The organism is Streptomyces noursei (genome assembly GCF_001646665.1).
Taxonomy (GTDB): Bacteria; Actinomycetota; Actinomycetes; order Streptomycetales; family Streptomycetaceae; genus Streptomyces; species Streptomyces lavendulocolor.
The window spans coordinates 94,436-119,243 of the sequence record NZ_LWBU01000384.1 but is presented as its reverse complement, the minus strand read 5'-3'; the positions used below and the strand labels follow the sequence as shown (position 1 = coordinate 119,243).

The 24,808-nt window shown below is 73.9% G+C and carries 25 protein-coding genes; 11 read left to right on the top strand and 14 right to left on the bottom strand.

Going from position 1 to position 24,808, the window contains the following annotated elements; translation table 11 throughout:
• Nucleotides 1-107: 107 nt before the first annotated feature.
• Nucleotides 108-656 (top strand): DUF1062 domain-containing protein, encoded by a 549-nt coding sequence (locus A4V12_RS31180; RefSeq protein ID WP_064072823.1) that lies wholly within the window; start codon nt 108-110, stop codon nt 654-656.
• A 288-nt stretch (nt 657-944) separates the two neighbouring features.
• Nucleotides 945-2,087 (top strand): S1 family peptidase, encoded by a 1,143-nt coding sequence (locus A4V12_RS31175; protein ID WP_064072822.1) that lies wholly within the window; start codon nt 945-947, stop codon nt 2,085-2,087.
• A gap of 155 nt (nt 2,088-2,242) precedes the next feature.
• Here the strand turns inward: A4V12_RS31175 and A4V12_RS31170 are convergent, their stop codons facing one another.
• The 8 genes from A4V12_RS31170 to A4V12_RS31135 form a co-directional block, all read right to left on the bottom strand.
• On the bottom strand, nt 2,243-2,857 hold the full coding sequence (locus A4V12_RS31170) for an HAD family hydrolase (RefSeq protein WP_064072821.1): 615 nt from the start codon (nt 2,855-2,857) through the stop codon (nt 2,243-2,245).
• A gap of 164 nt (nt 2,858-3,021) precedes the next feature.
• Nucleotides 3,022-4,389, bottom strand: coding sequence for an MFS transporter (locus A4V12_RS31165; protein WP_234372404.1), 1,368 nt, complete (start codon nt 4,387-4,389; stop codon nt 3,022-3,024).
• A 44-nt stretch (nt 4,390-4,433) separates the two neighbouring features.
• Entirely contained in the window at nt 4,434-5,492 is a 1,059-nt protein-coding gene (locus A4V12_RS31160; RefSeq protein WP_064072819.1) for a Gfo/Idh/MocA family protein, read from the bottom strand.
• Entirely contained in the window at nt 5,489-7,021 is a 1,533-nt protein-coding gene (locus A4V12_RS31155) for a GMC family oxidoreductase (RefSeq protein WP_064072818.1), read from the bottom strand. The genes A4V12_RS31160 and A4V12_RS31155 overlap by 4 nt, the downstream gene beginning before the upstream one ends.
• Before the next feature lie 47 nt (nt 7,022-7,068).
• Nucleotides 7,069-7,845: an SDR family NAD(P)-dependent oxidoreductase gene (locus tag A4V12_RS31150; protein ID WP_064072817.1), complete on the bottom strand. Its 777-nt coding sequence runs from the start codon at nt 7,843-7,845 to the stop codon at nt 7,069-7,071.
• Nucleotides 7,842-9,050, bottom strand: coding sequence for a sedoheptulose 7-phosphate cyclase (locus A4V12_RS31145; protein WP_064072816.1), 1,209 nt, complete (start codon nt 9,048-9,050; stop codon nt 7,842-7,844). Before A4V12_RS31145 ends, A4V12_RS31150 begins: the two co-directional genes overlap by 4 nt.
• A gap of 524 nt (nt 9,051-9,574) precedes the next feature.
• Nucleotides 9,575-9,937 carry a hypothetical protein gene (locus A4V12_RS31140; protein ID WP_064072815.1) on the bottom strand — a complete coding sequence of 121 codons (363 nt, stop codon included), beginning with the start codon at nt 9,935-9,937 and terminating at the stop codon, nt 9,575-9,577.
• A 115-nt stretch (nt 9,938-10,052) separates the two neighbouring features.
• Nucleotides 10,053-11,225, bottom strand: coding sequence for a GlxA family transcriptional regulator (locus A4V12_RS31135; protein WP_234372403.1), 1,173 nt, complete (start codon nt 11,223-11,225; stop codon nt 10,053-10,055).
• Between the two features lie 89 nt (nt 11,226-11,314).
• On the opposite strand from A4V12_RS31135, the gene A4V12_RS31130 reads away from it, so the two are divergent.
• Nucleotides 11,315-12,124 (top strand): dienelactone hydrolase family protein, encoded by an 810-nt coding sequence (locus A4V12_RS31130; protein WP_064072814.1) that lies wholly within the window; start codon nt 11,315-11,317, stop codon nt 12,122-12,124.
• A gap of 44 nt (nt 12,125-12,168) precedes the next feature.
• On the opposite strand, the gene A4V12_RS31125 is transcribed toward A4V12_RS31130, so the two are convergent.
• From A4V12_RS31125 to A4V12_RS31115, 3 genes are all read right to left on the bottom strand, one after another.
• Nucleotides 12,169-12,756 (bottom strand): pyridoxamine 5'-phosphate oxidase family protein, encoded by a 588-nt coding sequence (locus tag A4V12_RS31125; RefSeq protein ID WP_064072813.1) that lies wholly within the window; start codon nt 12,754-12,756, stop codon nt 12,169-12,171.
• Nucleotides 12,757-12,835: 79 nt separating this feature from the next.
• The gene (locus tag A4V12_RS31120) at nt 12,836-13,114 is read right to left on the bottom strand and encodes a hypothetical protein (protein WP_064072812.1); all 279 of its coding nucleotides are present in this window, start codon (nt 13,112-13,114) and stop codon (nt 12,836-12,838) included.
• A gap of 169 nt (nt 13,115-13,283) precedes the next feature.
• The gene (locus tag A4V12_RS31115) at nt 13,284-14,075 is read right to left on the bottom strand and encodes a MerR family transcriptional regulator (RefSeq protein ID WP_064072921.1); all 792 of its coding nucleotides are present in this window, start codon (nt 14,073-14,075) and stop codon (nt 13,284-13,286) included.
• 32 nt (nt 14,076-14,107) lie between these two features.
• On the opposite strand from A4V12_RS31115, the gene A4V12_RS31110 reads away from it, so the two are divergent.
• Entirely contained in the window at nt 14,108-14,575 is a 468-nt protein-coding gene (locus A4V12_RS31110; protein ID WP_064072811.1) for a DUF6194 family protein, read from the top strand.
• Nucleotides 14,576-14,826: 251 nt separating this feature from the next.
• On the opposite strand, the gene A4V12_RS31105 is transcribed toward A4V12_RS31110, so the two are convergent.
• The gene (locus A4V12_RS31105) at nt 14,827-15,765 is read right to left on the bottom strand and encodes an ROK family protein (RefSeq protein WP_234372402.1); all 939 of its coding nucleotides are present in this window, start codon (nt 15,763-15,765) and stop codon (nt 14,827-14,829) included.
• A 41-nt stretch (nt 15,766-15,806) separates the two neighbouring features.
• On the opposite strand from A4V12_RS31105, the gene A4V12_RS31100 reads away from it, so the two are divergent.
• The gene (locus A4V12_RS31100; protein WP_159028970.1) at nt 15,807-16,241 is read left to right on the top strand and encodes a hypothetical protein; all 435 of its coding nucleotides are present in this window, start codon (nt 15,807-15,809) and stop codon (nt 16,239-16,241) included.
• Nucleotides 16,242-16,417: 176 nt separating this feature from the next.
• On the top strand, nt 16,418-17,068 hold the full coding sequence (locus tag A4V12_RS31095) for a hypothetical protein (RefSeq protein ID WP_064072808.1): 651 nt from the start codon (nt 16,418-16,420) through the stop codon (nt 17,066-17,068).
• Nucleotides 17,069-17,163: 95 nt separating this feature from the next.
• Here the strand turns inward: A4V12_RS31095 and A4V12_RS31090 are convergent, their stop codons facing one another.
• Nucleotides 17,164-17,901, bottom strand: a complete 738-nt coding sequence (locus A4V12_RS31090) for a hypothetical protein (protein WP_159028969.1) — start codon at nt 17,899-17,901, stop codon at nt 17,164-17,166.
• A gap of 213 nt (nt 17,902-18,114) precedes the next feature.
• Between A4V12_RS31090 and A4V12_RS31085 the strand changes: the two genes are divergently transcribed.
• The 5 genes from A4V12_RS31085 to A4V12_RS31065 all read left to right on the top strand — a co-directional run bounded on the left by A4V12_RS31085 (nt 18,115) and on the right by A4V12_RS31065 (nt 23,931).
• Nucleotides 18,115-18,528: a VOC family protein gene (locus A4V12_RS31085; RefSeq protein WP_064072806.1), complete on the top strand. Its 414-nt coding sequence runs from the start codon at nt 18,115-18,117 to the stop codon at nt 18,526-18,528.
• 296 nt (nt 18,529-18,824) lie between these two features.
• Nucleotides 18,825-19,592: a GNAT family N-acetyltransferase gene (locus tag A4V12_RS31080; RefSeq protein WP_064072805.1), complete on the top strand. Its 768-nt coding sequence runs from the start codon at nt 18,825-18,827 to the stop codon at nt 19,590-19,592.
• A 304-nt stretch (nt 19,593-19,896) separates the two neighbouring features.
• Nucleotides 19,897-20,874: a hypothetical protein gene (locus A4V12_RS31075; RefSeq protein WP_159028968.1), complete on the top strand. Its 978-nt coding sequence runs from the start codon at nt 19,897-19,899 to the stop codon at nt 20,872-20,874.
• Between the two features lie 260 nt (nt 20,875-21,134).
• Entirely contained in the window at nt 21,135-22,649 is a 1,515-nt protein-coding gene (locus A4V12_RS31070) for an insulinase family protein (protein ID WP_064072803.1), read from the top strand.
• A 73-nt stretch (nt 22,650-22,722) separates the two neighbouring features.
• Nucleotides 22,723-23,931 carry a glycosyltransferase gene (locus A4V12_RS31065; protein WP_064072802.1) on the top strand — a complete coding sequence of 403 codons (1,209 nt, stop codon included), beginning with the start codon at nt 22,723-22,725 and terminating at the stop codon, nt 23,929-23,931.
• Between the two features lie 139 nt (nt 23,932-24,070).
• On the opposite strand, the gene A4V12_RS31060 is transcribed toward A4V12_RS31065, so the two are convergent.
• A complete protein-coding gene (locus A4V12_RS31060) occupies nt 24,071-24,742 on the bottom strand; it encodes a LysE family translocator (protein ID WP_064072801.1) in 672 nt (223 codons plus the stop codon).
• Between the last annotated feature and the right edge of the window lie 66 nt (nt 24,743-24,808).

The following is a 24,808-nucleotide window of genomic DNA, read 5'->3' as shown; positions in this document are numbered from 1 at the left end:
CCGTTGTACACCCTGTGAGACCCCCCGAGAGCTGATCTGTCGCGCGTCGCGCATGTGCGCCGCGCTGCTTCCTGCTGCGGACTTCTCACTGGAACCGGTGTACTTCTGTGCTCAACACCTGGGTGGTCGCTCCCACCTGCCTTCCTACCGTCATCCGCCGTTGCCACGCCTGCGCGTTCGAGCGCTTCCGGGTGGACGGCAAATTCCGTGTCAACGCGCACCACAAGGTCCTCGACGTGTGGCTCCTCGCGCTCTGCTCCACCTGCGGGGCGACCACGAAGCTCACGATCCTGGAACGGGTGAACGTGCGGTCCGTGCGGCCCGGGCTGCTGGACCGGCTGCACGACAACGACGCCGCCCTGGCGGCCGAGTTGCTCCAGGATCCGGACGTGCGGCGCCGCAACCGCATCGTCCTCGACTGGGAGGGCGCCTGGAGCCTCGACACCGGGGGTTCGGATCACCGGGACCGCGAGGTGATCGACGTCGCGGTCCGTTTCGCGGCGCGCATTCCCGTCCGGCCGGTGCGACTGATCGCCGACGGTTGCGGGCTTTCGCGGGCCGAGGTCGAGCGACTGATCGGGGACGGGAAGATCGTGTCGGCGGTCCGGCTGAGCGGCCGGGTCTCCGGCGACTTCACCTTCACGCTCAAACGCTGAGCCCCCTTCCCGGGGGTCGGGGCCCGGGGCCCGTCCGGCGAATGCCGCCGGGCGGGCCCCTGCCCCCAAGCCGCTGTCCCGCCCTGAAGCCGCTCTCCCGTCGGGACCTCGCCGGCCCGCTGCCCGGTCCGCCGACCAGGCGTCCGCCTCGGGCCGAGGTGGGGTGGGGATGGTATGGACCTGACAACGTTGTACCGATACGCTGGCGGCGCGTCCTTGAGAGCGCTCTCACCCCCCATTCCCGGGGCCCGGACGGCGACGGGCCCGCCATCTCCCGGAGGAACCCCCATGAGACGCTTACCCGCCCTTCGTGCCGCCGTGGCGGCGCTCCTGCTCACCACCGCACTGTCCGGAACCGGGGCCCACGCCGCGGCCGCCGGGCCCGCCGACGAGCCCCTGCCCGCGGCGGCCGGTCTCCTCGACGGCATGCGCACCGACCTCGGTCTGACGCGGCAGCAGGCGGAGCGGCGCCTGGCGGCCGAGCGGGCCGCCACGGCGCTGGAGACGCGGGCCGAGCGCGCCGCGGGCCACGCGTACGGCGGCTCCTGGTTCGACCCGGACGAGGAACGCCTCGTCGTCGCCGTGACCGACCGTCAGAAGGCCGCCGACATACGCGCGCTCGGTGCCGACGTCCGGCTCGTCACCCACAGCGCGGCCCGCCTCGACGCCGTCAAGAAGCGCATCGACGCCCTGCCCGCCCCCGCCGGAGTGGCCGGCTGGCACGTCGACCCGCGGGTGAACGGCGTCGTCGTCACCGTGGTACGGGCCGACCGCAACGGCCCCGCCGTCCGCGCCTTCGTCGAACGGGCCCGCCGGGCCGGCCCCGTCGTGGTCGCCGAAGCGGAACGGGCGCCGGTCACGTACGCCGCGGGCACCGTCGGCGGCGACCCCTACTACACCGGCAACGTCCGCTGTTCCATCGGCTTCTCGGTCCACGGCGGCTTCGTCACCGCCGGTCACTGCGGCCGTGCGGGTGCGGCGGTGCGCGGCTGGGACGGGTCCGCGATGGGCACCTTCCAGGGCTCCTCCTTCCCCGGCGACGACTACGCCTACGTCAGCATCCACAGCGGCTGGTGGACGGTCCCGGTGGTGCTCGGCTGGGGCACCGTGCCGGACCGCCTTGTGCGCGGGTCCGCCGAGGCTCCCGTCGGCGCGTCCATCTGCCGGTCCGGTTCCACCACGCGGTGGCACTGCGGCACGGTCCTGGCGAAGAACGAGACCGTCAACTACAGCCAGGGCGCCGTCCACCAGATGACGAAGACCAGCGTGTGCGCCGAGGGCGGCGACTCGGGGGGCGCGTTCATCAGCGGTGACCAGGCGCAGGGCGTGACGTCGGGCGGGTGGGGCAACTGCGCCTCCGGCGGCGAGACGTGGTTCCAGCCGGTCAACGAGATCCTCGGCCGCTACGGGCTGCGGCTCCACACCGCCTGACCCCCGGACACCGCCTGACCCCGGACACCGGCCGGGCGCCGCCGCGCACCGCGGCGGCGCCCCGCCTCCCGTGCCGGGCGCGCCGTCCCGCGGCCCGGCAGGGCACGACGGCCACCGCCCGCCCGCCGGCCCGCCGGCCGCCCGCGGCGGGGCGCTCAGGCGCCGGAACGGGGGAGGAGGCCGGTGTAGGGGCGTACGTCGATCACCGTCATGCCCGCCGCGTGCGCCGCTTCGATGCCCTCGTCGCTGTCCTCGTACACCGTGCAGCGCGACGGATGGGCGCCGAGCAGCTCCGCCGCGCGCAGGAAGATGTCGGGCGCGGGCTTGCCCCGGTCGACGTCGTCACGGGTCACCAGGGCGTCGAAGTGCTCGCTGAACGGCTGGTGGCGCAACGTCGCCTCGATGACGTGACGCGCTCCGCCGGACGCCACCGCCATGGGGACCCGGCCGTGCATGGCCTCGACGATCCGCAGCACCTCGGGGTGCGGGCGCACGGTGTGGGCGTTCTCCAGGAACATCCGGTCGCGGTCGGCGACGAGGTCCTCGACGGGGCGCGACAGGGCGAGGGAGCGCTCGTCGACCAGGGTGCGGATCATCTCCGCCGACGACAGGCCCGTACGGGCGTCGAACCACTCCTGTTCCAGGTCGACGCCTTCCGGGGACAGTACGGCCGCCATGGCCCGGTAGTTGGCGTACTGGCTGTCGACCAGGGTGCCGTCCCAGTCGAAGAGCAGGCAGTTGGCGTGGCGGGGGGCGAGATCGGGGTGCATGCGCGAGACGCTTTCTGGTTCCGGGTACGGATCGGTGCGGGTGCGGGTGCGGGTCGATCGGTGCGGTCGGGTCGGACGGGGCGGGCGAGGCGGGGCCGGTTCGTCGGGTTGGGATAGGTCGGGTTCGGGGAGCGGCCGGTGGTCCCGTACGGGAAGAGCGGCCTTCAGTCGGCGTAGGACGCGGCTGCCGCCGGGCGCGCGGTCGCCACCAGTGGCTTACCCCGGGTCTCGGGCATCCATCGCGCCAGCGCCAGGGCCGACGCGCCCGTGATGGCCGCGTACAGCGCGAACGTCCCGGCCAGCGACAGCTGCTGGACCAGCGGCAGGAACGTCGTGGCGACCACGAAGTCGGCCGCCCAGTGCGCCGCGGTGGCCAGGCTCATCAGCGCTCCCCGCACCTCCGAGGGGTAGATCTCCGAGATGTACACCCAGAACACGGCGGCGGGGCCGATCGCCCCGGCCGTGATGAAGACGCACAGCAGGAGAGCGGTCACGGTGCCCTCGTGCCCGAGGAGACCGGCGAGGGTGATCCCGAGCGCGGTGAGCGCCATGACGACGAGGCCGCCGATCATCAGCGGTCGCCGTCCCCAGCGGTCGAGGAACAGCACGGTGACGATCGTGGCCGCGACGTTGCACGCCCCCACCAGGATCGAGCCGATGATGCCCCCTGCCGACGTGAGGCCGCTGGAGGCGAGGATCGTCGGCGCGTAGTAGATGGCCGTGTTGAGGCCGGTGAGGTGCACCAGGATCGCGATCGCCAGGCCCAGCGCCACCCACCGCCGGCCGGCACGGGCGCACGCCGCCCGCAGCCCCGGGCCGCGCGTCCGGCCCTGCGCCGGCCGCCCGTCGCCGGGCACGCCGGCCGCCCGGCCCCGTACCGCGCCGCCCTGCGCCGCCGCGCCCCGCGCCTCCGGGTGCACCGGCGGCGGGGTGCCTTCCAGTTCGATGCCGAGCCGGGCCGCCGCCAGGGCCGCCCGCGGGCCGTGGCCCCTGCTGTGCAGCCAGTCCGGGGATTCCGGCACGAGGAACATCCCGGCCAGCAGCAGGAGGGCCGGCACGCTGCCCACGGCAAGCATCGCCCGCCAGGCCCCGGACGGTTCGAGCGCGTAGGCGACGACGTAGGACAGCAGCAGCCCGATGGTGATCATGAGCTGGTTGAGCGTCACCAGCGCGCCCCGGCGGGCCGGCGGCGCGATCTCCGAGATGTACAGCGGTACCGCGAACGACGTGGCGCCCAGGGACAGGCCGACGAGGAAGCGCCCGGCGAGGAGCAGCCCGGGGCCTGTGGCGGCCGCGGACGCGAGGGTGCCCACCGCATACACCGCGGCCGCCGCCCCGATCACGGGGAGCCGGCCGAAACGGTCCGCGAACCGCCCGCTGCTGGGAGCCGTCAGCGCGGCTCCCAGCAGGGCGGCGGACACGGCGGCGCCCTGCGCCCAGGCGGACAGGCCGTAGTCGGCGCTGACGAGCGGCAGGGCACCGGCGATGACGCCCGTGCCGTAGCCGAACAGCAGCCCTCCGATGGACGCCACGCACACCGTGAGGGTGCGGGTGGCCGCCGGCGATGCCGTCGCCGTCACAGGGCGGCCGACGCGTCGTCCGCGGTGTTGACGGCGGCGCCGCCGGCGGCCGCGGACGCCACCAGGGCGCTGCCCACCCGGGCGGTGCGCCGGGAGTCGGAGAGCGGCATCGGCGCGGGGACCCCGTCGCGTACGGCCCGGGCGAACGCTTCGAGCTGCAACTGGTAGTGGTCGGCCGCCGGGACGGTCTCCTCGCGGACCCCGTCATGGGTGAGGACGGTGACGACGCCGTCCTCCCCGGACATGGCCCACGCGTTGCGCACCATGACGGTGCCCCGGGTGCCCTGGAGTTCGTACGCGGCACGGGGGCCGTAGTCGATGCTGTAGTCGACGACCGCCGAACGGCCCTCGCCGAAGTCCATCGTCGCGACCGCGCTGGTCTCGACCGCGAGGCCGGGGCGGCTGCTGAAACGGGCCCGCACCCGCCGGGGCGCCCGGCCGAAGAACAGCAGCGGGGCGTCGACGGCGTAGCAGCCGACGTCCCAGGTGGCTCCGCCGCCCAGGTCGGGGTCGAGCCGGATGTTGCCGCTGCCGCTCTCGATGCGGTACGCGAACGAGGCCCGGAAGACGCGCAGTTCGCCGATCTCGCCGGAGGCGAGGATCTCGGCGGCACGCCGCTGCTGCGGGTGGAAGCGGTACATGAACGCCTCCATCACGGTCCGCGACGCGGCCTCGGCCGCCTTCTCGATCCGCGCGCAGCCGTCCTCGTCCATCGCCATGGGCTTCTCGACCAGCACGTGCTTGCCGGCCTCCAGCGCCCGCAGGGTCCACTCGACGTGGTCGGTGTTCGGCAGCGGTACGTAGACGGCGTCGATCGCGGGATCGGCCAGGAGCGCCGCGTAGTCCCGGTGGGCGGCGGCACCGAACGGCCGGCCCAGCTCCGCCGCGGCGGCCGCCCGTCCGGGCCGGCTCGCGACGGCCGTGAGCGCGCAGCCGTCCGTGGCCGCGATGGCCGGCATCAGATGGGTGGCGATGTAGGAGGTGGCGCCGAGGACGCCCCAGCGCAGGGTGCCGTCGTCCTGGGGCCGTACCGTCGTGCCTGGCTCGTGCGTCATGCGTTGTCCTCTTGGATGAACCGGGCCGCGCGTTCGGCGACGGCGGCGACTGCTGCGTGGATGTTGCCGGTGATCATGTTCGGGACGACGGAGGCGTCGGCGACGCGCAGTCCGCTCACGCCCCGCACCCGCAGCCTCGGGTCGACGACCGCGCCGCCGTCCCCGTCCATGCCGATCCGGCAGGTGCCGACCGGGTGGAACTGCGTCTGGGCGTGGGCGCGCACGAACGCCTCCAGCTCCCGCCGGGTCGCCGTGGCGCCGAGCGGGGGCCGCCCGGTGGTCAGTCCGGCGAGCGGGTCGGTGGCGGCGATGTCCCGGGCGATGCGCACCCCCTCCACCAGGACGTCGACATCGGCCGGGTGGGTGAGGTAGGCCGGGTCGATCAGCGGGTGCGCCTCGGGGTCGGCCGAGGCCAGGGTGAGCCGGCCGCGGCTGAGGGGCCGGGTGACGCCGGGGCCGATGGTGAAGCCGTGGCCGAGGCGGGCCGCGTTGTTGAGGTCTTTCATCGGCGCGAAGGACAGCTGCACCTCGGGCTCCTCCGAGGCGCTGCCGAGGCGGACGAAACCGCCGGCCTCGCCGAGGTTGGAGGAGTCGGCGACGGGGTGGCCGTCGGCGGTGTCGTAGGCGAGCGAGACCTGCACGTGGTCGTGGAGGTTCGCGCCGACGCCCGGCAGGTCCACGGCCACCGGGATGCCCAGCGCCGCAAGGTCGCCGGCCGGGCCCAGGCCGCTGAGCAGCAGCAGTTGCGGCGCGGCGACGGCCCCGGCGCACACCACGACCTCGGTGGTGCACCGCGCCGTCGTCACCGCGCCGCCGTGCCGGAACCGGACGCCCGTGACCCGGTCGCCCTCCAGCACGAGGGCGTGCGCGGACGCCTCCGTCACGAGCGTGAGGCCGGGCCGGTCGAGGGCGGGCGCGAGATGGGTGCGGGCGGTGTTGCCGCGGCGGGCCGGGGCACCGGGTGCGGCGGCGGTACGGGTCGTGCGGTAGAGGCCCACGCCCTCCTGCCGGCCGGCGTTGAAGTCCGGGTTGCCCGGCAGCCCGTACTTCTGCGCGGCTTCGACGAAGGCGGCCGCGAACGGGTGGGGTTCGGTGTTCCGGGCGACCGGCAGTTTGCCGTACGGCGTGTCGTGGGCGGGGCCCTCCAGGGCCTCCAGATGGGGCAGGACGTGGTGGGCGTTCCAGGTCTCGCCGCCCCAGCGCTGCCAGGTGTCGAAGTCGGAGGCCGCGCCACGGACGTGGACCATGGCGTTGATTGCCCCGGATCCGCCGACGACCCGGCCGCGGGGCCAGGCGAGGCGTCTGCCGTCGAGGGCGGTCTGCGGGACGGTGCGGTAGCCCCAGTCGAGTTCGCCGCCGAGCAGCGACGGCCAGGAGGCGGGCCGGGCGATCCGCGGGTCGGTGTCGGCCGGTCCGGCCTCCAGCAGCAGGACGCTGCGGCCGGGATCCTCACTCAGCCGGGCGGCGACGACGCTGCCGGCCGCGCCCGCGCCGACCACGATGTAGTCGTAGGTGCTGAAACGTTCCATGGGTGTTCCTTCACTGCACTGGGCAGGGGGGACGGGCGACCGGGTGGTCAGGTCGCGAGGAATCCGCCGTCGACGCCGATGACCTGCCCGTTGACGTACGAGGAGGAGGCGGAGAACAGCCAGAGCGCCACGTCCGCCACGTGGCGCGGGGTGCCGATCTCACCGGACGGGATGAGGCCGCGCCAGGTGGTCGCCCCGCCCACGGCCGCCTCCGAGGCGGCGAGCATGTCGGACTCGATGGGGCCCGGGGCGACGGCGTTGACACGGATGCCCTCGTGGGCGTGCTCCAAGGCCGCCATGCGGGTCAGGGCGACGGCGGCCTGCTTGGAGGCGACGTACGCGCCGATGCCCGGGAAGACGGTCCTGACGCCGTGCACCGACGTGTTGTTGACGATGCTGCCGCCGCCCTGGGCGGACATGATCCGCAGTTCCTCCCGCATGCACAGCCACAGCCCGCGGGCGTTGACGGCGAAGGTGCGGTCGAAGTCCTCGGGGGTCAGGTCGGTGAGCCGTCCGTCGCCGGGGATCCCGGCGTTGTTGAACGCGCAGTCGACCCGCCCGTACCGCTCGAGCGCCCGGGTGAACAGTGCCCGGACATCGGCGGGACTCGTCACGTCGCAGCGGACGAAGTGCGCCTCGCCGCCCCGGTCCCGGATCTCGCGCTCGGTCCCGGCGCCCCGCTCCTCGCTGCGGGCGGCGATGACGACACGCATCCCGGCCTCCGCGAACGCGAGCGCGGACGCGCGGCCGATGCCCTTGCTGCCGCCGGTGACGACCACGACCGCCTTCTCCGGCGGAGCCGGCCCGGTGGGGCCTGCGGTCATCGGTCCGCCCCGACGGGCAGGCCCGGGCGGCCGGCGTCCGTGCCCAGCAGGCGGGCCATGCCGTCGCAGGCACGTCCGATCTCGGCCTCGGTCACGTCGTTGAGGAAGCACACCTGGCCGATCGTGGTGAGCATCGGCAGGTTCTGCATGCCGTCGCGGTGCAGGACCGTGTCCGCGAGGCCTTCCAGGACGAGTGCGACGTCGCAGAAGAGCGGGTGCGACGGCTCGAGCCCCATGCGCCGCGCGACGGCGACGATGCGGTCGAACTGGTCGCCGTCGATCAGGCCCCGGCCCGCGGCGATCAGGGCGGAGAAGACGCAGTCCATGGCCACGGCCTCGCCGTGCAGCAGCTCGGGAAGCGCCCGCATCTCCACCAGGGGCGAGAAGGAGTGTCCGTAGTCGACGGAACGCTTGAGGTCCTTCTCCCACAGATTGGGCTGGAGTTCCTCGGCCATCCCCGCGATGGCACGGCCGATGACCTCGTCGGCCACGGTCCCCGGAAGCCCTTCGCCGCCCGGCTCGGGGTCCTGGAAGCGCGTCTCGATCAGCTCCGCGCCGTATTCCTCCAGGAGTTCGAACAACCGGAGGTCCTTGATCAGGGCCATCTTGAAGATCTCGCCCATCCCGTTGCGCAGTTGCCGGTCCGGGACGGTGGCGAGGAAGGAGCGGTCGATCAGCGTCCTCGGGGGAGGGGTGTAGGCCCCGAGACGGTTGCGGTACCCGCCGTAGTTGATCCCCGACTTGGCGGCGACGCTGACGTCGACCTGACCGAGGAGGGTGGTCGGTACGCGGACGAACGGGATGCCGCGCCGGTAGAGGCTCGCGGCCAGCCCCACCACGTCGGCCACGACGCCGCCGCCGATGACGATCGGCGGTGAGCTGAGCCGGTTGGTGCCGACCTCGTTGAGTTTGTTGACGACTTCCAGAACGCGCTCGATGGACTTGTTCTCCTCCGAGCCGGGAAGCGTCAGGTAATCGACTTTCACGTCGTTCTTCGAGAAATAGGCGCGGACCGCGGTGCCGTACAACTCCTCGACGGAATGGTCGAGAATGACGAGGCGGGTCCCGGAACCGCGACCGCCGCCGGGAATCGTGAGGAGTTCGGGGTTATCCGGATTCAGCAGGCCGTGCGACTCGACTATCTCGTACTCGACGGGTAATTCCGTCTGGATCTTCCAACTCTGCTGACGTGAGGCGTGGTTCATGGTGGTTCTCCCTCTCACTGACACAGCGTTCGGTTTGTTGCACGTCGAAACATACAGCCGGAGCGTGGCGCAGCCAATCGGGCGTTATGCCCTCTTCGCTCCGCTTGTCCGTGCAGATGATGTGGGTGATGGTTCGGTTCTGTTGCCCTCCCGCTCGACCGGACCGGCGAAGGCGCTGACGTGCGCGGTGACTTGAATGGCCTCCCCCGCCGGTCGGCCGGCCCCCGGATCGCCGCCCTCCATGGGCTTCGGGCCCGCCTCGACGGGGCTGAAAAAATGCGGTCGATCGGCCCCGGTGCAGGTCGCATTCCTGGTATACGGGACGAGTTCGTATACGATTTAACTACTACCCGTGTGGCATATCTCACCACTTATGAAGCCGCCTGATCCTACGATTTGAGACGGGCGCCGGGTGAAACAGAACAGGCCGGCCGGAATGACCGCCGGTAACACCGGTCCGCACCATCCAGCCGCGTCCGGGAGGGCTCGAATCGCCGCGGTCGCCGGCTGTTGCCGGCTCGGGTTCAGGACGATGGCTGTAGCCAGCGCCGCGCCGCGGCGAGATTCACCTCGATGTCATCGCTCCAGGAGCAGACCTCCAGCCATGAGAGGTAGCCGCCTTGCGCGAAGACCAGGACCTCGCCAGGGCACTCGCCGGTTTCGGTGAACAGCTGTGCGTCGGCAGCCACGACGGTGCTGGGGCCCGTTGGCGCGGGCTCCACCGCGTCGGTGTCCAGGTCGAAGTAGGCAGTGCCGCAACCGCACTCACAGCGGGATTGCACCCTGAGCCGGGGCACCTGCCGTCGGAGGGCGACGTGAACGGGCTCGTCCGGGTTCAGGACGAGGTCAAGCACGTCGGCTACGTCCTCGGGCAGGCTGTCAGTCATGCCGCCACCGTAGCTGACCAGCAGCTTTGGGCTTCGACCGATGTCGGTCCGCCGACCCGACGCTCACAGGTCCAGGGCCGGGTCCGTTCCGGCCTCCAGCCCCGGCGCGCGGTCCTCACCCGCCGCCGGTGCGCCGCCCGGCCGCGCCGCCCTGTGGCGCCGTCACCTGCCCCGCTGCCGTGACTGGTTCGACCGTTCCGGCTGGTTCGGCTGGTTCGGCTGTCCGGCGGAAGGCGGTCCGGTAGGCGTGCGGACGGTGGCCCGTGTGACGGGCGAAGAGGGCGGCGAACGTGCCGGGGTCCTGGTAGCCGACGGTGGCCGCGATCGCGGCCACCGTGCGGTCGGTGGTCTCCAGCAGATGGCGGGCGCGGCGGACGCGGGAGGCCTGCAGATGCGCCAGCGGGCTGCGGCCGGTCTCCTCGCCGAAGCGGCGCAGCAGCGTGCGCGTGCTGACCCGGAAGGCCGCCGCGAGCGCGGCGAGGTCGTACCGCTCGGCGAGGTTCTGGTCGAGGCGCCGCATGACCTGCTGGGCGAACTCCCGGCCGGGCTGCGGCAGGAGCCGCGGATCGACGTACGGGGTCTGTGAGGAGCGCGCGTCGTCGACCAGGGCCACCCGGGCGGTGGTCCGGGCCACCCCGGCGCCGTGGTGCCGGCGGATCAGGTCCAGTGCGAAGTCGTACATGGAGCTGAAGGCGGCCGTGGTCGTCACCCCCGAGTCGGTGACGACCAGGTGCTCGGGCCGTACGTCGGCGCCCGGGCAGCGCCTGGCCAGTTCCGCGGCGTGCAGCCAGGAGGTGGTGGCCCGGCGCCCGTCGAGGAGCCCCGCCTCGGCGAGCAGGAACGCGCCGACGCAGAGGGAGACGACGGCGGTCCCGGCCGCGGCCCGCTCGCGGATCACCGCGATCTCGGGGGCGAGCCGGGCGAGCCGCGCGTCGAGGTCCGTGCCCGGGCTCAGTTCGAACCCGGGAACCACCAGTACGTCGGCCTCTCGCGGGGGGCGTACGTCCAGACCCGCGCCGCCCGAGGCGGTGACCCGGCGGCGGGGAGAGACGACCGACACCAGGCAGCCGGGCGCGTCCGGCCCGGCGACGTGCCCGGCCATGGTCAACAGGTCCGGGACGCTGAACACCTCGGACGCGAAACACCCCGGGTACGCCAGGACCGCCACCCGCAGCGCGCCCGCGCCCGTGCCTTCGTCCTGCTGCCGCGCCGCCTCCACCATCGCCCCCCGTGTCCGCCGGTGCACCGGCCGGTCGTCGCCGGCCCGGTGTCGTCGGCCGCGCGTCATGCGGCCCGCTCGCCGGGTGGCGAGATTACCCCGGGCCCTGGCGATCCCGCCCCTCACGCCGCGGCCGGACCCGCAGCAGGCTGGGGCCCATGAGCGTCGACGATCCGATCACCGACTTCACCCGCCGGAGCGTGGCCGTGGAGGGGGTGGAGAAGACGGTGTACGTGGCCGGGGCCGGGCCCGCGGTCGTGGTGCTGCCCGAGATGCCGGGCATCAGCCCCGACGTCCTGCGGCTCGCGCGCTGGGTGCGCGACGCGGGCTTCACCGTCCACGTGCCGTCCCTGTTCGGCACCGACGGTGCCTTCCCCACGGTCGAGGGCGGCCGGGAGGTGGTGCGCCGTGCCTGCGTCAGCGCGGAGTTCGCCGCCTTCGCCGGGGGCGGCACCAGCCCCGTGACGCACTGGCTGCGCGGCCTGGCGCGCCAGGCCCACGCCGCGTGCGGGGGCCCGGGGGTGGGCGCGATCGGCCTGTGCTTCACCGGCAACTTCGCCCTCACCATGGCCCTGGAGCCGGCGGTGATCGCCCCGGTGGTCAACCATCCGTCGCTGCCGCTCGACGACCCGGGCGGACTGGAACTCGACCCGGCGGACGCGCGGGCGGTGCGCGACCGGCTCGACCGCGACGGGCTCACCGTCCTCGCGTACCGCTTCGAGGGGGACCGCTGGTGCACGGGCCGGCGCTTCGCGGCCTACCGGGCGCTGCTCGGCGACGCCTTCGACGGCCGCGTCCTGCCGGCAGCCGCCGCCAACCCGGCCCCGCCGCCCTTCTTCGCCGACCTGGTCGGCACCCCGCACAGCGTCGTCACCGCCCACTTCGTGGACGAGGCGGGCCACCCCACCGTCCGGGCCCGTGACGAGATCCTCGGGTTCCTCACCGACCGCCTGCGGGCAGGCGGTTGATCACGTCCGCCCCCGGCGCGGTGGGGCGAGGCGGGGCGGCGGGCTCAGAAGGCGGCGGGAGGCAGCGGGAGCGGCAGCCCGGGAAGGCCGTCGATGCTCTGCGCGATGTGCTCCTTCTTGGCGAAGTACGCGCTGAGGGAGGCGTCGTCCTCCCGGGCGAAGCGCCTGCCGTGCAGGTCGCGGTCCTCGTCGTACGACATGAACGGCACCCCGTACCCGCAGGAGTCCCGTATCAGTCCGGCCGTCACCACGATGATCGCGCGCAGCCCGTGCAGGGCCGGGTCGATGTCGGGGAAGTGGGCGAGCAGTTCGGGGAAGCGCGGGTCGTCCCGGAAGACGGGCTCGCCCTTGCCGTGTACCCGGACGATGTTGGGCGGGCCCTGGAAGGCGCACCACATGAGTGTGATCCGGCCGTTCTCCCGCAGGTGTGCGACGGTCTCGGCGGTGCTGCCGGCGAAGTCGAGGTAGGCGACCCGCTCCTCGTCGAGCACCACGAAGGAGCCCTTCAGGCCCTTGGGGGAGAGGTTGACCGTACCGTCGCCGGTCAGCGGGGCGGTCGCCGTGAAGAACATCGGTTGCTGCTCGATGAAGGTGCGCAGCCGGCCGTCGATACGCGCGTAAGTCTTTCCCATGTCCAAGGATTATGTAGGGAAGTATTTCGCCTGTCCCATGACCGTGCCGGACGTCCGGCAGTCCTGACCGAACACCCCGTCAGGTGCGGAAACGCGCCTGATCGGGCGGGAGGACGATCAGGTCGCCGGCCGCGCCGCTCGACAGGACGCAGAGCCCGTGGCCGGTCAGAACTGCCAGGACCGCGGCGCGCACGATCGACTCCGAGTGCCCTCCGGGGACGTGTGCGCCGTTCTGCTCCGACCGCCCGCCCAGCGCGGTCCAGTGGATCAACACCCCGGACGGAACGTCGCTGACGCGCATGCCGGGTGTCACGTCGTCAGCCGCGTCCAGGAGGCAGAACCCGGCACGCTGCAGCACGCACCGGACCTGTAACGCCAGGGGGGTCGTAGCTGCGGACACACCATGCCCGTGCCCGTATTGCGTGCACGTAGTCCACCCTCGGGCGCCGCTGACCGCCCCGGCGTCGGGGCCGGCGCCGCCCGCCCGGTCGTCATGGCTCGACGACGACCTGGATCGTACGCACGCGTCAGCACTCGTGGCGATCCGTGGCCGGCGGCCGATCGGCGGGCCCTTGCGCCGACGTGACGACGGCTGCCAGGTCCGCGCCCGCCCGCAGCAGCGCGACGGTCCGTGCGGCGATCAGGTCCAGGCGCCGTCGCAGGATGCGCTCCGTCTCCTCCGCGCCGTCCAGCCGGTGCAGGGACGCCATGATGTCGCGTACGGCGGGAATGCCGTGACCGGACCCGCGGAGGGCCGCGACGATCCGGGCCGCCCGGATCGCCGGAAGCCCGTAGCGACGGGCCCGCAGTGCCGTCACCCGCTCGGGGGCGACGAGGCCTTCCAGCTCCCAGAACCGCAGGGTCGAGGGACGCACGCCGAGCGCCGCGGCCAGTTGCGTGATCGTCATCGCGTCGCTCTCCTGCTCCGGCTCAGGAGTGTCCGTCTCCGACCGGATGGCGTGCAGTGCTCGTTGGGCCCGCAGAGCCTCGTCCCGCTCCCGCGCGAGCCGGACGTGCACCCCGCCGATCGCCGCGGCCGCCGTCTCGACCGTCGCCGTCCGCAGCTCCGTGAGCATCTTCCGGGCCGAGACGGGCCCGACAGCACCGGCGAGTCCCCGATAGGCGCGGAGAGCCCGCACGTGGGCCGAGGTGTACGACCGGTAACCGTTGCTCGATCGAGCGGCCGGGGGGATGACTCCCGACCGTTCCAGATCGCGGACCTGTTGCACCGAGTACCCGGACTCCCTGGCGACATCGACCGTCCTCAGCGGCACGTGCCGGGAACCGCTCGCGTCCTCTCCCACCGGCCAACCCCACATAAGCACTTGAAGGTCATGCTTGAACCATGAGTATGGAACAGATCATCGCGACCGTGCGAGGCTTCGACGGCGCACTCGTGCTCGTCCCGGAGCCGGGAGGCGACTTCCCCGAAGTCGCCTGGGGGGACGCGTTCTTCTACTACGCCCCGGACGGCCGGACCCCCGAGAACGTCCAGCCCTACGGAACGATCGTCACCAAGGACTACCCGGACGACGCCGCTTCCGACCTCGACCCTCCGGGCCGCTGGCGCGTCAACGTCCACGTCGACCGTGCGACGTTCCAGGACCTCACCGGAGAGGAACCACGCCGCATCAGCCGTCCGCGCGACCACGCAGCCGTCGACATCGTGCTGCCCCACCCCGTCTATGGCCCGCTCGGCTGGGTCTCCGTCGTCAACCCCGGCGAGAGGACGACCGGCCTGGTCGTCCAACTGCTGCGCCACGCTCATGAAGCCGCCCGGACCCGCTTCACACGCCGCCACCCCCCGGGCCCCGCCTGACGCTGCACCGGCGCCGCGGGCGTCGTACACGGCGCCGACGGGTGACCGGTCGCCCCTGACGCGCCGGCCGCACCGTCGCTGTACGGACCCGCCCCGCGTCATCCGGACGCTGCGCACCCGCGGTGGAGCCGGACCGCGCCCGGCACTGCCCGCGCCCGGCGGGTTCGGCCCCGGCAGGAGGCTGCGGGCGCGACAGGTGCTCGCGAGTGCCGTGGGACGCCGGCCGTGGGGCTGGTCCTCGACACGCCGGCTCATAGGTACTGGCGGACCCAGGCGTGACCGTCGGCCATGGCGGTGGCGAGCCGGACGGCGCCGCGTGCGACGACGGGTTCCGGGTGGTCGATCCGGGTGACGGTGCACGCATGCCACAGTTCGGGCAGGGAGTGTTCCCGCGCGGCCTCCAGCGCGGTGTCCCAGTAGCCCCGGTAGGTGAGGGTGCCTCCCGCGACGCGGACGGCGTGCGGATTCAGCATGTTGATCAGCGAGGCGAGAGCCAGCCCGAACGCATGGCCCGCCGCGTGCACGATGGCTTGCACACGGCGGTCCCCTGTGGAGAGCGCGGTGTGGATCTGTCCGGGCGGCATTCGGGCCGCACTCACGATGGCGCCCCCGCCGGCCAGTTCGTCGAGCCGGCGCACGCCCTGTGGTGTGGTCTGCGGAAGACTGCCGATCTCGCCGGCCCAGCCGCGGGCCCCGCGGACGACTCGCCCCTCGGACAAGTACGCCGATCCCACGGCTGTCCCGCACACCACCACGGCGGCGGTGGCGTCCACGGGCAGCGTGGCCGTCTCCTGCGCGAGCGCTGCCCTGATGTCGTTGACCAGGAGCGAGCAGGGGGCTTGGGTGACCGGGCCGTTCCAGCCGGCGCGTTGCGGCAGAACGTCGGAGACCTCGACCCGGCCACTCTCGACCAGCCCCGGGACCGCCACGCCCAGTGCCGTAGGCTCCAGCCGGTGTTCGACGAGGAACTCCTCGATGGCCTTCTCGAGCTCGGCAGGGCCGGTCTCCGGCCCGGTGCCGACCCGCCGGCTGATGTCAGCCCCAAGCAGCTCCCCGCCCTGGGCGAGCATCAGCATCTTCGTTCCGCCGACATCGACACCCACCGCCGCACGCCGCACAGTCCCGCCCTTCGTCTGGGCACGCGCACGGCCGGTGCACCGCGCCACCTGCCCCGCACTCTGCCAGGGCATGATCGCGTACGCTGCGCATTCGCCGTGTTCGAAGGGGGACCATGCGCAGGATCCACAGGCAGTTGCTCGCCGCCCTGGCAGCCGTCATCGCCGTGGGCGGGGGGTCGCTGGTCGTGCACGACTGGATGGAGGAGGCCGAGCGGGAACGGCGACGGGAGTCGATTCGCGTCGCCGCGGAGGGCATCTTCCAGGCCAGGGCGGACAAGAAGGACGCCGAGTGGCGCAGGTTCGCGGCCCCCACGGGCCGTGAGTGGAGTCATGCACGCGCCAAGGTCACCCTGACCGACGTGGAGATCCAGGGGGCGCGGGCCAAGGTCCGGATCCAGGAGATCACGACGCCCTACACGACCGACCGCTCCGGCGCCGACCCACGGCCGGACGTGCCGTGGGCGGGGCAGTACGTGTACGTGTTCGAGCCGGCCGGCGAAGGGTGGAAGTTCGTCAAGGACGTCAGCAAGGAGGAGTTCGGCTCCTGACCGACTGCCGCCGGCCGGACCGGGGTACGGCGCCGCGCGTGAGACAGGCCCCGTCCCGTTCGGGGCCGGGAACCGCCGGCCGGGGCCGTGCCCCCGCCCCGCGCCGGCGACCTTCGCGAGCCGACGGGCCACCGGGGGGCGGGCCCCTGTCAGTGGCCGCTGTCATGATGCGGAGCATGGGGCCGAACATGGTGGTCGGTGTGCTGACCGATGTCGAGGAAGAGCATGCCGAGGCGCTGCGCGGCGACTTCGACGCGATCGGGACGTTGCTGGAGCGGGCCGGAGCGGCCCCATGGACGGAACCGGACCGTGTCGACGCACGGGAGACGGAGTTCGAGATGTGGGGCTACTCCGGACTGCACGCGGTTCGCCGTCTCGCCGTCCACCTCGCGGACGACGGCCGCCTGCCCGAGCCGCTGCCGCTCGGCGGGGCCCGCGCGACCGACGATCCGCTCCTGCGTGAGGTGTACCGGACTCCGCCCGACGAGGAACGCCCCGGGCCGTTCGACCACCTGGTCCACCACTCCGACTGCGAGGGCTACTACGTCCCCGTCGACCTCCCGCACGTCATCGTCGACAAGGCCGCCCCGGGCGGCTACGTGGGCTCCTCCGTGCGGCTGCTCGCCGAGGTCCGCGAGATCGCCCGGGCTCTCGGCCTGGACGAGCGTCTGGACCCGAACTCCGAAGAGGTATCGGCGGCGGTCGAAGCCGGTACACCCGCCCCTGGCGGCCGGCAGCGCTACCGCGTCGAGTCCTACGTCTGCCTCCAGCTCCTCCACGCCGCCGAGCTCTCCGTCACCGCCGGCTCGGCCATAGCCCTCGTGTAGGTGGGTGAGCGGGGTGCGCCCCCGCGGATGGCCGCCCAGCGGGCGCGACGGCAATGCGCCGCTTCGGCGGCGGCGGCCGGTGCGTGCCGCGTTCTTCAGAAGCGGTCCGTGCCGAAGACGTTCCGCGCCGCCGCCACCAGTTCCCGGCGGGCCGCCAGGTGGTTCTCCTTGCGCGTCTCCCTCTCGCGGCCGGCGGCCTCCCACTGGTGTCGGGTCATGTTCAGCAGGAGAGCCGTGTGGTCGTCGTCGAACCCGGGCAGGCCGCCGAGAGCCTGCTCCGCTTCCGCGTACGCCGATGACGCCGCCCGACGCGCGTGCGGGGCGTCCTGGTCCACCTCCCAGAGGGCCTCGACCGCCTCGCGCGCCCGGACCGCTGCCGCCTCGCCCTGCTTGGCCCGCCTGTGCAGCTCCTTCCAGGCGCGCCGCGCGGGCGCGGACCGCTGAGCCGTCCAGTACGTGCGCCCCACGGCCTTGCGGACGTCGTCGATGGGAACGAGAAGCGGCGCCGGGGCCGCCAGTTCGGCCTCCGCGTGGGCGAGCGTGAACGCGTGCCACCGCCGCCGGGTCTCCGGCACGGAGTCCGTGGTGTAGAGCTGGTCCGCGGCCTCCATGCACTCGCTGGCGGCCCGCAGGTAGGCCGCCAGGAGCGACCAGCGGCGGTCGTAGAGGGCCTGATGGTGTGTGGCCTCCGCCGCTATCTGCGCGGCCTGCTGGGCGGCCTTCGCCTGGGCCTGGCCGCCACGCGCCTGGACCCATCCGCCGAGCACCGTGCCCAGAGCCGTGCCGCCCACGGCGATGGCGCCGATCAACGCCGAAGTGATACTGGCGTCCATGCCAAACCCCCTGATCCCCGTCGTCGGTGCACTCGGCCGTCCGCCGGCCGCCACCTGATACCCGGCGAACGACCATAACCGTGTGCGGGACCCGGCGGACGTGACGGATGCGCGATTGACGGCGAGCGGTGGGGGAAGCCGAGGGGGCGCCGCCCCTCGGCGCCGTCGGCCCATCCGGGCCGGCGAAGGAAGGCCAAGGAAACGGAGGCCCCCATGACGGAACACCCGCAGTTGCTGCAGACCGTGCTGGACACCACGGAACCCAGGGAACTCGCCGAGTTCTACCGCCAATTGCTCGGGTACTTCTACCGCCCCGGTGACGAGCCGCCCCAGGACGGCGGTGAGGACGAGAGGGACTGGCTCGTCCTGCGCGACGCCGAGGGCGGGGCGAGGCTGGCGTTCCAGCGGGTCGACGAGCTCCCTCGGACCACCTGGCCCCGGCACGACGTTCCCATGCAACTCCATCTGGACTGCACGGTTCCGGACGTGGACGCGCTCCACCGGCAGCGCGCGCGGGCCGAGGCACTGGGCGCCCGTCTCCTGCTCGACCGGCACGACGACCCCGACGAACCGCTGTACGTGCTGGCGGACCCCTCGGGTCACCCGTTCTGCGTCTTCGTCGCCTGACCCGACCCACGGGCAAGGCCGGTCCGCGCCGTGGAAAACGCCGGGAAACGCCTTGCCCGCCCCGACCAGGCCGTGGAAAAGTGACCCGCGGTCTGCGCCCCGCGGACCGCACTCACGGTGAGGAACGACAGCCAATGATCCCGGCGTCCCCCAGCGGCCGCCGCCGGCACTGAGCAGTCCGCTGCACAGCGGGCGCCTCGGTCCGCCCGGCACGACGTCCCGCACGGCGGCCCCACGGTGCGGTGTCCACCGCAACGCCCATGCCGATCACGAGACTTCGTGAGGTCGAACCCACCATGGACACGCAGGTCCAGAACTTCGCCGTCGCCAACCTCCGCCGCCGCCCCGTCGTCGTCGAGACCGGCGGTTTCGTCGCCGGCTTCAGCCCCGGCAGCGACAGCCCGTACCTCAACTACGCCACCCCGCTGCCCGGAACCGAACCGACCGGGCGGGACATCACGGCACTGATCGCCGTGTTCCGCGAGCACGGCCTGCTGCCGCGGCTGGAGTTCTGCCCGGAGGCCGCCCCCGGGGTGGCGCCCGCCCTGCGGGCATCGGGCTTCGCGACCGAGGCGGTGCACGAGTACCTCGTCTGCACCCCCGCCACACTGGCGGCCCCCCGGTCCGCCGACGCCCCGCGCGTGGAAGTCCCGGTCACCGACGAGGAGTACACCGCGCTGGACGCCGCGCTGTCCGAGGCGTTCGGCGGCGTCTTCGCCCCTTCCGCGCAGGGCGCGGACCGGTTGAGGCGCACCCAGCGCACTGGAGGAGCGGTGCGTTTCGTCCGCGCCCCGGAGGGCGGCTGCGCCGGCGGAGCCTCCTGCTCCCCGCCCGCCGAGGGCACCGCCGAACTGTCAGGTGTCGGTACCCGCCCGGCCCACCGCGGCCGCGGCGTCGCCGCCGCCGTGACCGCCGCGCTGAGCGGAGCGATGTTCACCCGGGGGGCCGGATCGGTCTGGCTCGAGTACGGCGGCGAGGGCTCCCGCCGCGTCTACGAACGCGTCGGCTTCACGCCCGGGGGCACCCGCCTCTACCTCTCGCTGCCCCAGCGACAGCGCGACTGAGGGCACGGTCCCGCCCCCGGGCGACGCCCCGCGCCGGGCCCGGTCCTGGCCCACGCGCCGCCCCAAGTAGGGCTCGGTCCCGGCGCGCGCGCCGCCCCGAGCCGGGCACGACCCCCCGCCTGGGCGCCCCCCGAGCCGGGCACGGTCCCGTGCCCGCGCGACGCCCCGAGCCCTCACGCCGCCGGTTGCGACGGCCTGCGCGAGCGTGCCGTCCCGGCCGCGCCCCCGGCCGCCGCGGCCCCGCGCCCGTGCCTGCGCCGCGACGCGTCACCCGGCCGCCGGACCGCGATCTACGGTGTTCCGTGTGACAACCGTGAACCCGAGCGTCGACGCGCTCCTCGCCGACATACCCGCCCTCGCGCCCTACGCCCGCAAGGCCACCCTGCTCCGCCCGCGAACGGGCCGGCCCACCGCACGCGACAGCCACGTGGGCGGCCCGCTGCTGTGGCCGGCCGAGGAGGAATGGCCCGTGTGCCGAGGGCCGCACCTGGTCGAGGTACGGGAGAAGCTCTCCGAGCAGGAGCGCGAGGCATGGCAGCGGACGGACCGCGCCATGCGCGACCGACGGGCGGGCAGGCCGAACAGCGCGTACGAACTCACCCACGAGGAGGCCGCACTCCAGACCCGCATCATGGACGGCGCGGGCGCCCTCGACATGCGCACCTGGGAGCGGATCCGCAGGGTGCCGGTCCCCGCCGACCCGGGAGTGCCGATGGTCGCGGTGTTGCAGCTCCGCGCACAGGACGCCCCCACCCTCGACTGGCCGGAGGGCATGGACGTCCTTCAGGTCCTGTGGTGCCCGCAGGAGCACTCCGACCTGCCCGGTCAGGCGCACTACTGGGGACCCGCCGTCGAGATGCGCCACCGCCCTGCGGCACTGACCGGCACCCTCGCGGAACCTCCCGCGCCGCCGGCCGACGCCGTGGCGCGGTACGTGCCGCGGCCCTGCCTCCTCGACCCGGTCGAGGTCACCGACCTGCCCGACCAGGACGAACTGCCGGACGAACTGGTGGCCGAGGCCGAGGCCTGGGCGGAGGACCGCGACGCCGAGTACCACCGCGTCCTGTCCTGCCAGGAGGGGTGGAAGGCCGGTGGCTGGCCCAGCTGGCACCTGACGGACCTCATGCGCATCGACTGCCCGGCCTGCGGGGCACGCAGCCGGCTCCTCCTGACGTTCGACAGCGGCCATGACCCGGACCTCAACGTCGGCCGCTTCGGTGAACTGCGCGTTTTCACGTGCCCGGTGGACGCCACGCACCCGCTCCGCCTGAACATCCAGTAGCGGCCGGCCGCACGGCATGCCGGCCGTCGGCCCCCGGGGCGCCACGCCCGGCGCCCGGCCGTGCGGCGGCGCGCCTCCCCGCGGGTCGACTTCCAGGTGCGCTGACCCCATCCCCCCGGCGGCCCTCCCTCCGCCGGCTCAGCGCGGCACGGCGCGGCCGAGCCGGCGTGGGCGGGGCGGCGGCACCCCGCACGGCCGGAAACGGCCCGGACACGGCCCGGACCCGGGGCCGCACGCGGGCCGTCGGTAGAGTCGGGCCCATGCAGCGCACGACCATCGACGGCGTCACCGTCCTGTGGGCCCCCGGCCCGGCCCCGCTCGCCGCCGCACTCACCTTCGGGTGCGGAGCCCGGGACGAGACCTTCCGCACCATCGGGGTGACCCACCTCATCGAGCACCTGGTGATGAGCACGCTGCCCCGGCTGCACCACGAACACAACGCCTCCGTCGACCTGGAGGCCACCCGGTTCACCGCCTCCGGACGCCCGGAACAGATCACCGCGTTCCTGGCGGCGGTCTGCGCCGCCCTGTCCGACCTGCCGCTCGACCGGATCCCGCACGAGGCGGGCGTGCTCACCGCCGAGGCGTCCTCGGTCACGTTCCCCGCCGCCGCCTTCCTGCTCAACCAGCGGTACGGTGCCCGGGGGCCCGGCCTCGCGCCCTACATCGGGCCCGGCCACGACCGGCTTCCCCCGGACACCGTCCAGGCGCACGCCGCCGCGTACTTCACCCGCGCGAACGCCGTCCTCCAACTCACCGGCCCCCCGCCCGAAGAACTGCGGCTCCCGCTGCCCGAGGGCCGGCCGCCGCACCGCACGGCCCCGGCCGCACGTACCGGCGCGTCCTGGGACGAGGCGCCGATCGAGGGCGCCGGCATAGCCCTGGCGATGCCCCTGGGCTCACCGGCCGCCGCCCTCGGCCTCGCGCTCCTCGAACACCGGCTCACCGATGTCGCACGGCACCGCCGAGGCCTGAGCTACGCCGTCCTGGCCGAGTCGTGCCCGCGCGACGCGCACACCATGGACGCCCTGGTCGCGCTGGACTCCCGTCCCGGGCACGACGCCGAGACAGCTGAGCTGCTCTGGCAGGAAACGCTGCGCCTGGGCCGCGAACTGCCCACCGAGGACGAGCTCGCGGAGGAGATCGAGGGTTTCCGGGAGAGTTACGAGGACCCGCGCGCCGTCCAGGCCGAGCTGGACCTGGCGGCCTCCCGCGAGCTGTCCGGCCTGCCGGCACGGGACGCCGCCACCCGGCTGGCCGGCTTGCGCTCCGTCGCGCCCGAGGAGATACGCGCCTGCTTCGCGCGGGCGTTGACCACCGCTCAGCTGGTCGTCGCACCGGACGTCGAGCCCCGGCTGACCGGCCCGGACGGCCGGCCGCTGCCCCGGGGTGGCTGCTGCGCGCCAGGACCGCTGCCCGCGGGCGAGGTGTTCCGGCCGCCCCTGCTGGCGCGCGCCAGGTACGGCGCCGCGCGCCGGTCCCGGCTGGTGCTGACCGACGACGGTGTGGCGGAGCTCGACGGGGCCGGGCGACCGCACCGTATGCCCTTCGACGAGATCGTCGGCGTGGAGCGGGACGGTGACGACCGCACCCTCTTCGGCGCGTCCGGCTGCCTGATCGAACTCTCGCCCCAGAAGTACAGCGGCTGCGGCAAGGTCGTCCGGGCGGTGGACGCGGCGGTGCCCGCCGGCCTCGCGTACGAGGTCTCGGACCTGGTGCCGCAGGAGCGCGAGGAGACCCGGCCCCCGAGCCCGGGAAGGCTCTCCAGGACGTGAGCCCGCCACCGGAGACCCCGGCCCGTGTGACAAGGGCGGTCGACGGGACGCGCGCACGGAGGAGAATCGCGCCATGCGCATTCTGATCATCACCGCCGGATCACGCGGAGACGTCGCACCCTTCACCGGGCTGGGGCGGCGCCTGCTGGACGCGGGGCATCAGGTCGCCGTGGCCGCCCACCCGGAGTTCGCCGCACTCGTCGGGGCCTGCGGTCTCGACCACCGGCCCGTGCCGGGAGACCCGCGGGAGCTGATCCGGGCCTGGTCCCGGGCGGCCTCACGCGACGAGGTCCGGGCGCTCACCAGGGCGTACGCGGACGGGCTCGCCGACGGGGTGGAGCAGGCCGTGGCGGGCGGAACCGACCTCCTGCTCACCCCCTTCGGCCCGGCACCGCTCGCCCTGACGGCCGGCGAAGCGCTCGGCGTCCCCGTCATCGGCACCTACCTCACACCGGCGTTCGCCACGCGGCACTTCCCGCTGCCCGGCGCACACCGCACCGGCGACCCGGGGCCGGAGGGCAACCTGGCGGCGGGCCGCGACGTGCTGAAACGCGCCGAAGGGGTCTTCGCCGGCGCCGTGACCCGGCTGCGCGCCCGCCTCGGGCTGCCCGCCGGTGCGCCCGCCCCTGTGGGGGACCTCCGGCCGGTCTTCCACGGCTACAGCCCGCTGGTGGTGCCGCGCCCCGACGACTGGCCGTCCCGGGTCGACGTGGCGGGCTACTGGTGGCCCGCCAGGCCGGCCGGCTGGCAACCCCCGGGCGGACTGGCCGACTTCCTCCGGGCGGGCCCGCCCCCGGTGTTCATCGGGTTCGGCAGCATGGCCCCGGGACACGGGGAACGGCTCGGTGAGCTGGTGGCCGCGGCAGTGAAGCGGGCACGCGTGCGCGCCGTGGTGCAGGCGGGGTGGGCCGGGCTGAGTGGCGGCGGCGACGACGTCCTGGCCGTCGGCGACGTCCCGCACGACTGGCTGTTCCCCCGTACCGCGGCCGTCGTCCACCACGCCGGGGCCGGTACCACCGGGGCGGGACTGCGGGCCGGGGTACCCGCCGTACCCGTACCCGTCATGGCCGACCAGCCGTTCTGGGCCTCCCGGCTCCACCGGCTGGGAGTCGCCCCCCGGCCGGTGCCGTTCCAGGACCTCACCGCCGAGGCCCTCGCCGACGCCCTCACCGCCTGCCTCTCCGAGCCCGCCCACCGCCGGCGCGCGGCCGAACTCGCCGCCGGGATCGCCGAGGAGGACGGGACCGCTCCGCTGCTGGCCCGGATCGCCTCGCTGGAGTGAGCACGACGGGCGGGGCTCAGCGGCGGAGCGCCGTCGTCATGCCGTCGAAGCCGGGGAGCTCCCCGGCCGTCCCCGCCACGACCGGACGCCACGTGGCACCGGGGTCACGGCGGTCACCGTCCACCCTCCGTGACCGCGGTCAGGCGAGGGTGGCGACGCCGACGCCGATGGCGATGAACAGCCAGCCGGTGGTCAGTTCCCAGCGGTGGCGGACCTTGGGCCGGGCGAGCAGGGAGCGCAGCCGGGCGGCGACGAGGACCAGACCGAACCAGTAGACGACGCCGATGACGACGTCCAGGATCCCCAGGAAGAAGATCTGCCGGGTGAGCGAACCGCTGCCGTTGACGAACTGCGGCAGGATGCTGAGGAAGAACAGCGCCGCCTTGGGGTTGAGGACGTTCGTCAGGAAACCCTGCGTGAAGCCCGACCGCCAGCGGCTCCGGGCGGACCCCTCCTCCTCGGCCGGCCGGCCGGGCTCCGCCGGTGCCGCGGTGACCGGCCCGTCCGTGTGCCGCCGTTCGCGCGCGGCCCGGTGCGCGGCGAGCACCGCCCGTACACCCAGGTAGACGAGATAGGCCGCGCCCAGCAGCTTGATGGCGTCGTACACCGCGGGGGAGCGGGCGGCGACCACCGACAGCCCGACGGCGGCCGCCAGCATGTGCACGCACAGGCCGGCCTGGGCGCCCAGCGCCGCGGCCCGCCCCTTCGAGGGGTGCTCGGCAGCCGATCTCACCACCACCAGGAAGTCCGGGCCGGGGACCACGTAGGCCACCAGCACGACGCCGAGGAAGCCGACGAGGTCGACCGACATGCGCTCTCCTCCATCCGCCCCGGAGCGGGTCCGCCCCGGGGCCGTTCTCGTCCGGGGGCCCGGGCG

Bases quoted from the DNA above. Each gene is read 5' to 3' on its own strand.
- A4V12_RS31125 (WP_064072813.1), bottom strand. From the start codon at position 12,756: ATGGGAAAGACTTACGCGCGTATCGACGGCCGGCTGCGCACCTTCATC.
- A4V12_RS31175 (WP_064072822.1), top strand. From the start codon at position 945: ATGAGACGCTTACCCGCCCTTCGTGCCGCCGTGGCGGCGCTCCTGCTC.
- A4V12_RS31110 (WP_064072811.1), top strand. From the start codon at position 14,108: ATGGAACAGATCATCGCGACCGTGCGAGGCTTCGACGGCGCACTCGTG.
- A4V12_RS31070 (WP_064072803.1), top strand. From the start codon at position 21,135: ATGCAGCGCACGACCATCGACGGCGTCACCGTCCTGTGGGCCCCCGGC.
- A4V12_RS31170 (WP_064072821.1), bottom strand. From the start codon at position 2,857: ATGCACCCCGATCTCGCCCCCCGCCACGCCAACTGCCTGCTCTTCGAC.
- A4V12_RS31160 (WP_064072819.1), bottom strand. From the start codon at position 5,492: ATGACGCACGAGCCAGGCACGACGGTACGGCCCCAGGACGACGGCACC.
- A4V12_RS31155 (WP_064072818.1), bottom strand. From the start codon at position 7,021: ATGGAACGTTTCAGCACCTACGACTACATCGTGGTCGGCGCGGGCGCG.
- A4V12_RS31100 (WP_159028970.1), top strand. From the start codon at position 15,807: ATGCGCAGGATCCACAGGCAGTTGCTCGCCGCCCTGGCAGCCGTCATC.
- A4V12_RS31090 (WP_159028969.1), bottom strand. From the start codon at position 17,901: ATGGACGCCAGTATCACTTCGGCGTTGATCGGCGCCATCGCCGTGGGC.
- A4V12_RS31080 (WP_064072805.1), top strand. From the start codon at position 18,825: ATGGACACGCAGGTCCAGAACTTCGCCGTCGCCAACCTCCGCCGCCGC.
- A4V12_RS31145 (WP_064072816.1), bottom strand. From the start codon at position 9,050: ATGAACCACGCCTCACGTCAGCAGAGTTGGAAGATCCAGACGGAATTA.
- A4V12_RS31115 (WP_064072921.1), bottom strand. From the start codon at position 14,075: ATGTGGGGTTGGCCGGTGGGAGAGGACGCGAGCGGTTCCCGGCACGTG.
- A4V12_RS31150 (WP_064072817.1), bottom strand. From the start codon at position 7,845: ATGACCGCAGGCCCCACCGGGCCGGCTCCGCCGGAGAAGGCGGTCGTG.
- A4V12_RS31105 (WP_234372402.1), bottom strand. From the start codon at position 15,765: ATGCCCTGGCAGAGTGCGGGGCAGGTGGCGCGGTGCACCGGCCGTGCG.
- A4V12_RS31095 (WP_064072808.1), top strand. From the start codon at position 16,418: ATGGGGCCGAACATGGTGGTCGGTGTGCTGACCGATGTCGAGGAAGAG.
- A4V12_RS31060 (WP_064072801.1), bottom strand. From the start codon at position 24,742: ATGTCGGTCGACCTCGTCGGCTTCCTCGGCGTCGTGCTGGTGGCCTAC.
- A4V12_RS31140 (WP_064072815.1), bottom strand. From the start codon at position 9,937: ATGACTGACAGCCTGCCCGAGGACGTAGCCGACGTGCTTGACCTCGTC.
- A4V12_RS31130 (WP_064072814.1), top strand. From the start codon at position 11,315: ATGAGCGTCGACGATCCGATCACCGACTTCACCCGCCGGAGCGTGGCC.
- A4V12_RS31065 (WP_064072802.1), top strand. From the start codon at position 22,723: ATGCGCATTCTGATCATCACCGCCGGATCACGCGGAGACGTCGCACCC.
- A4V12_RS31085 (WP_064072806.1), top strand. From the start codon at position 18,115: ATGACGGAACACCCGCAGTTGCTGCAGACCGTGCTGGACACCACGGAA.
- A4V12_RS31135 (WP_234372403.1), bottom strand. From the start codon at position 11,225: ATGACGCGCGGCCGACGACACCGGGCCGGCGACGACCGGCCGGTGCAC.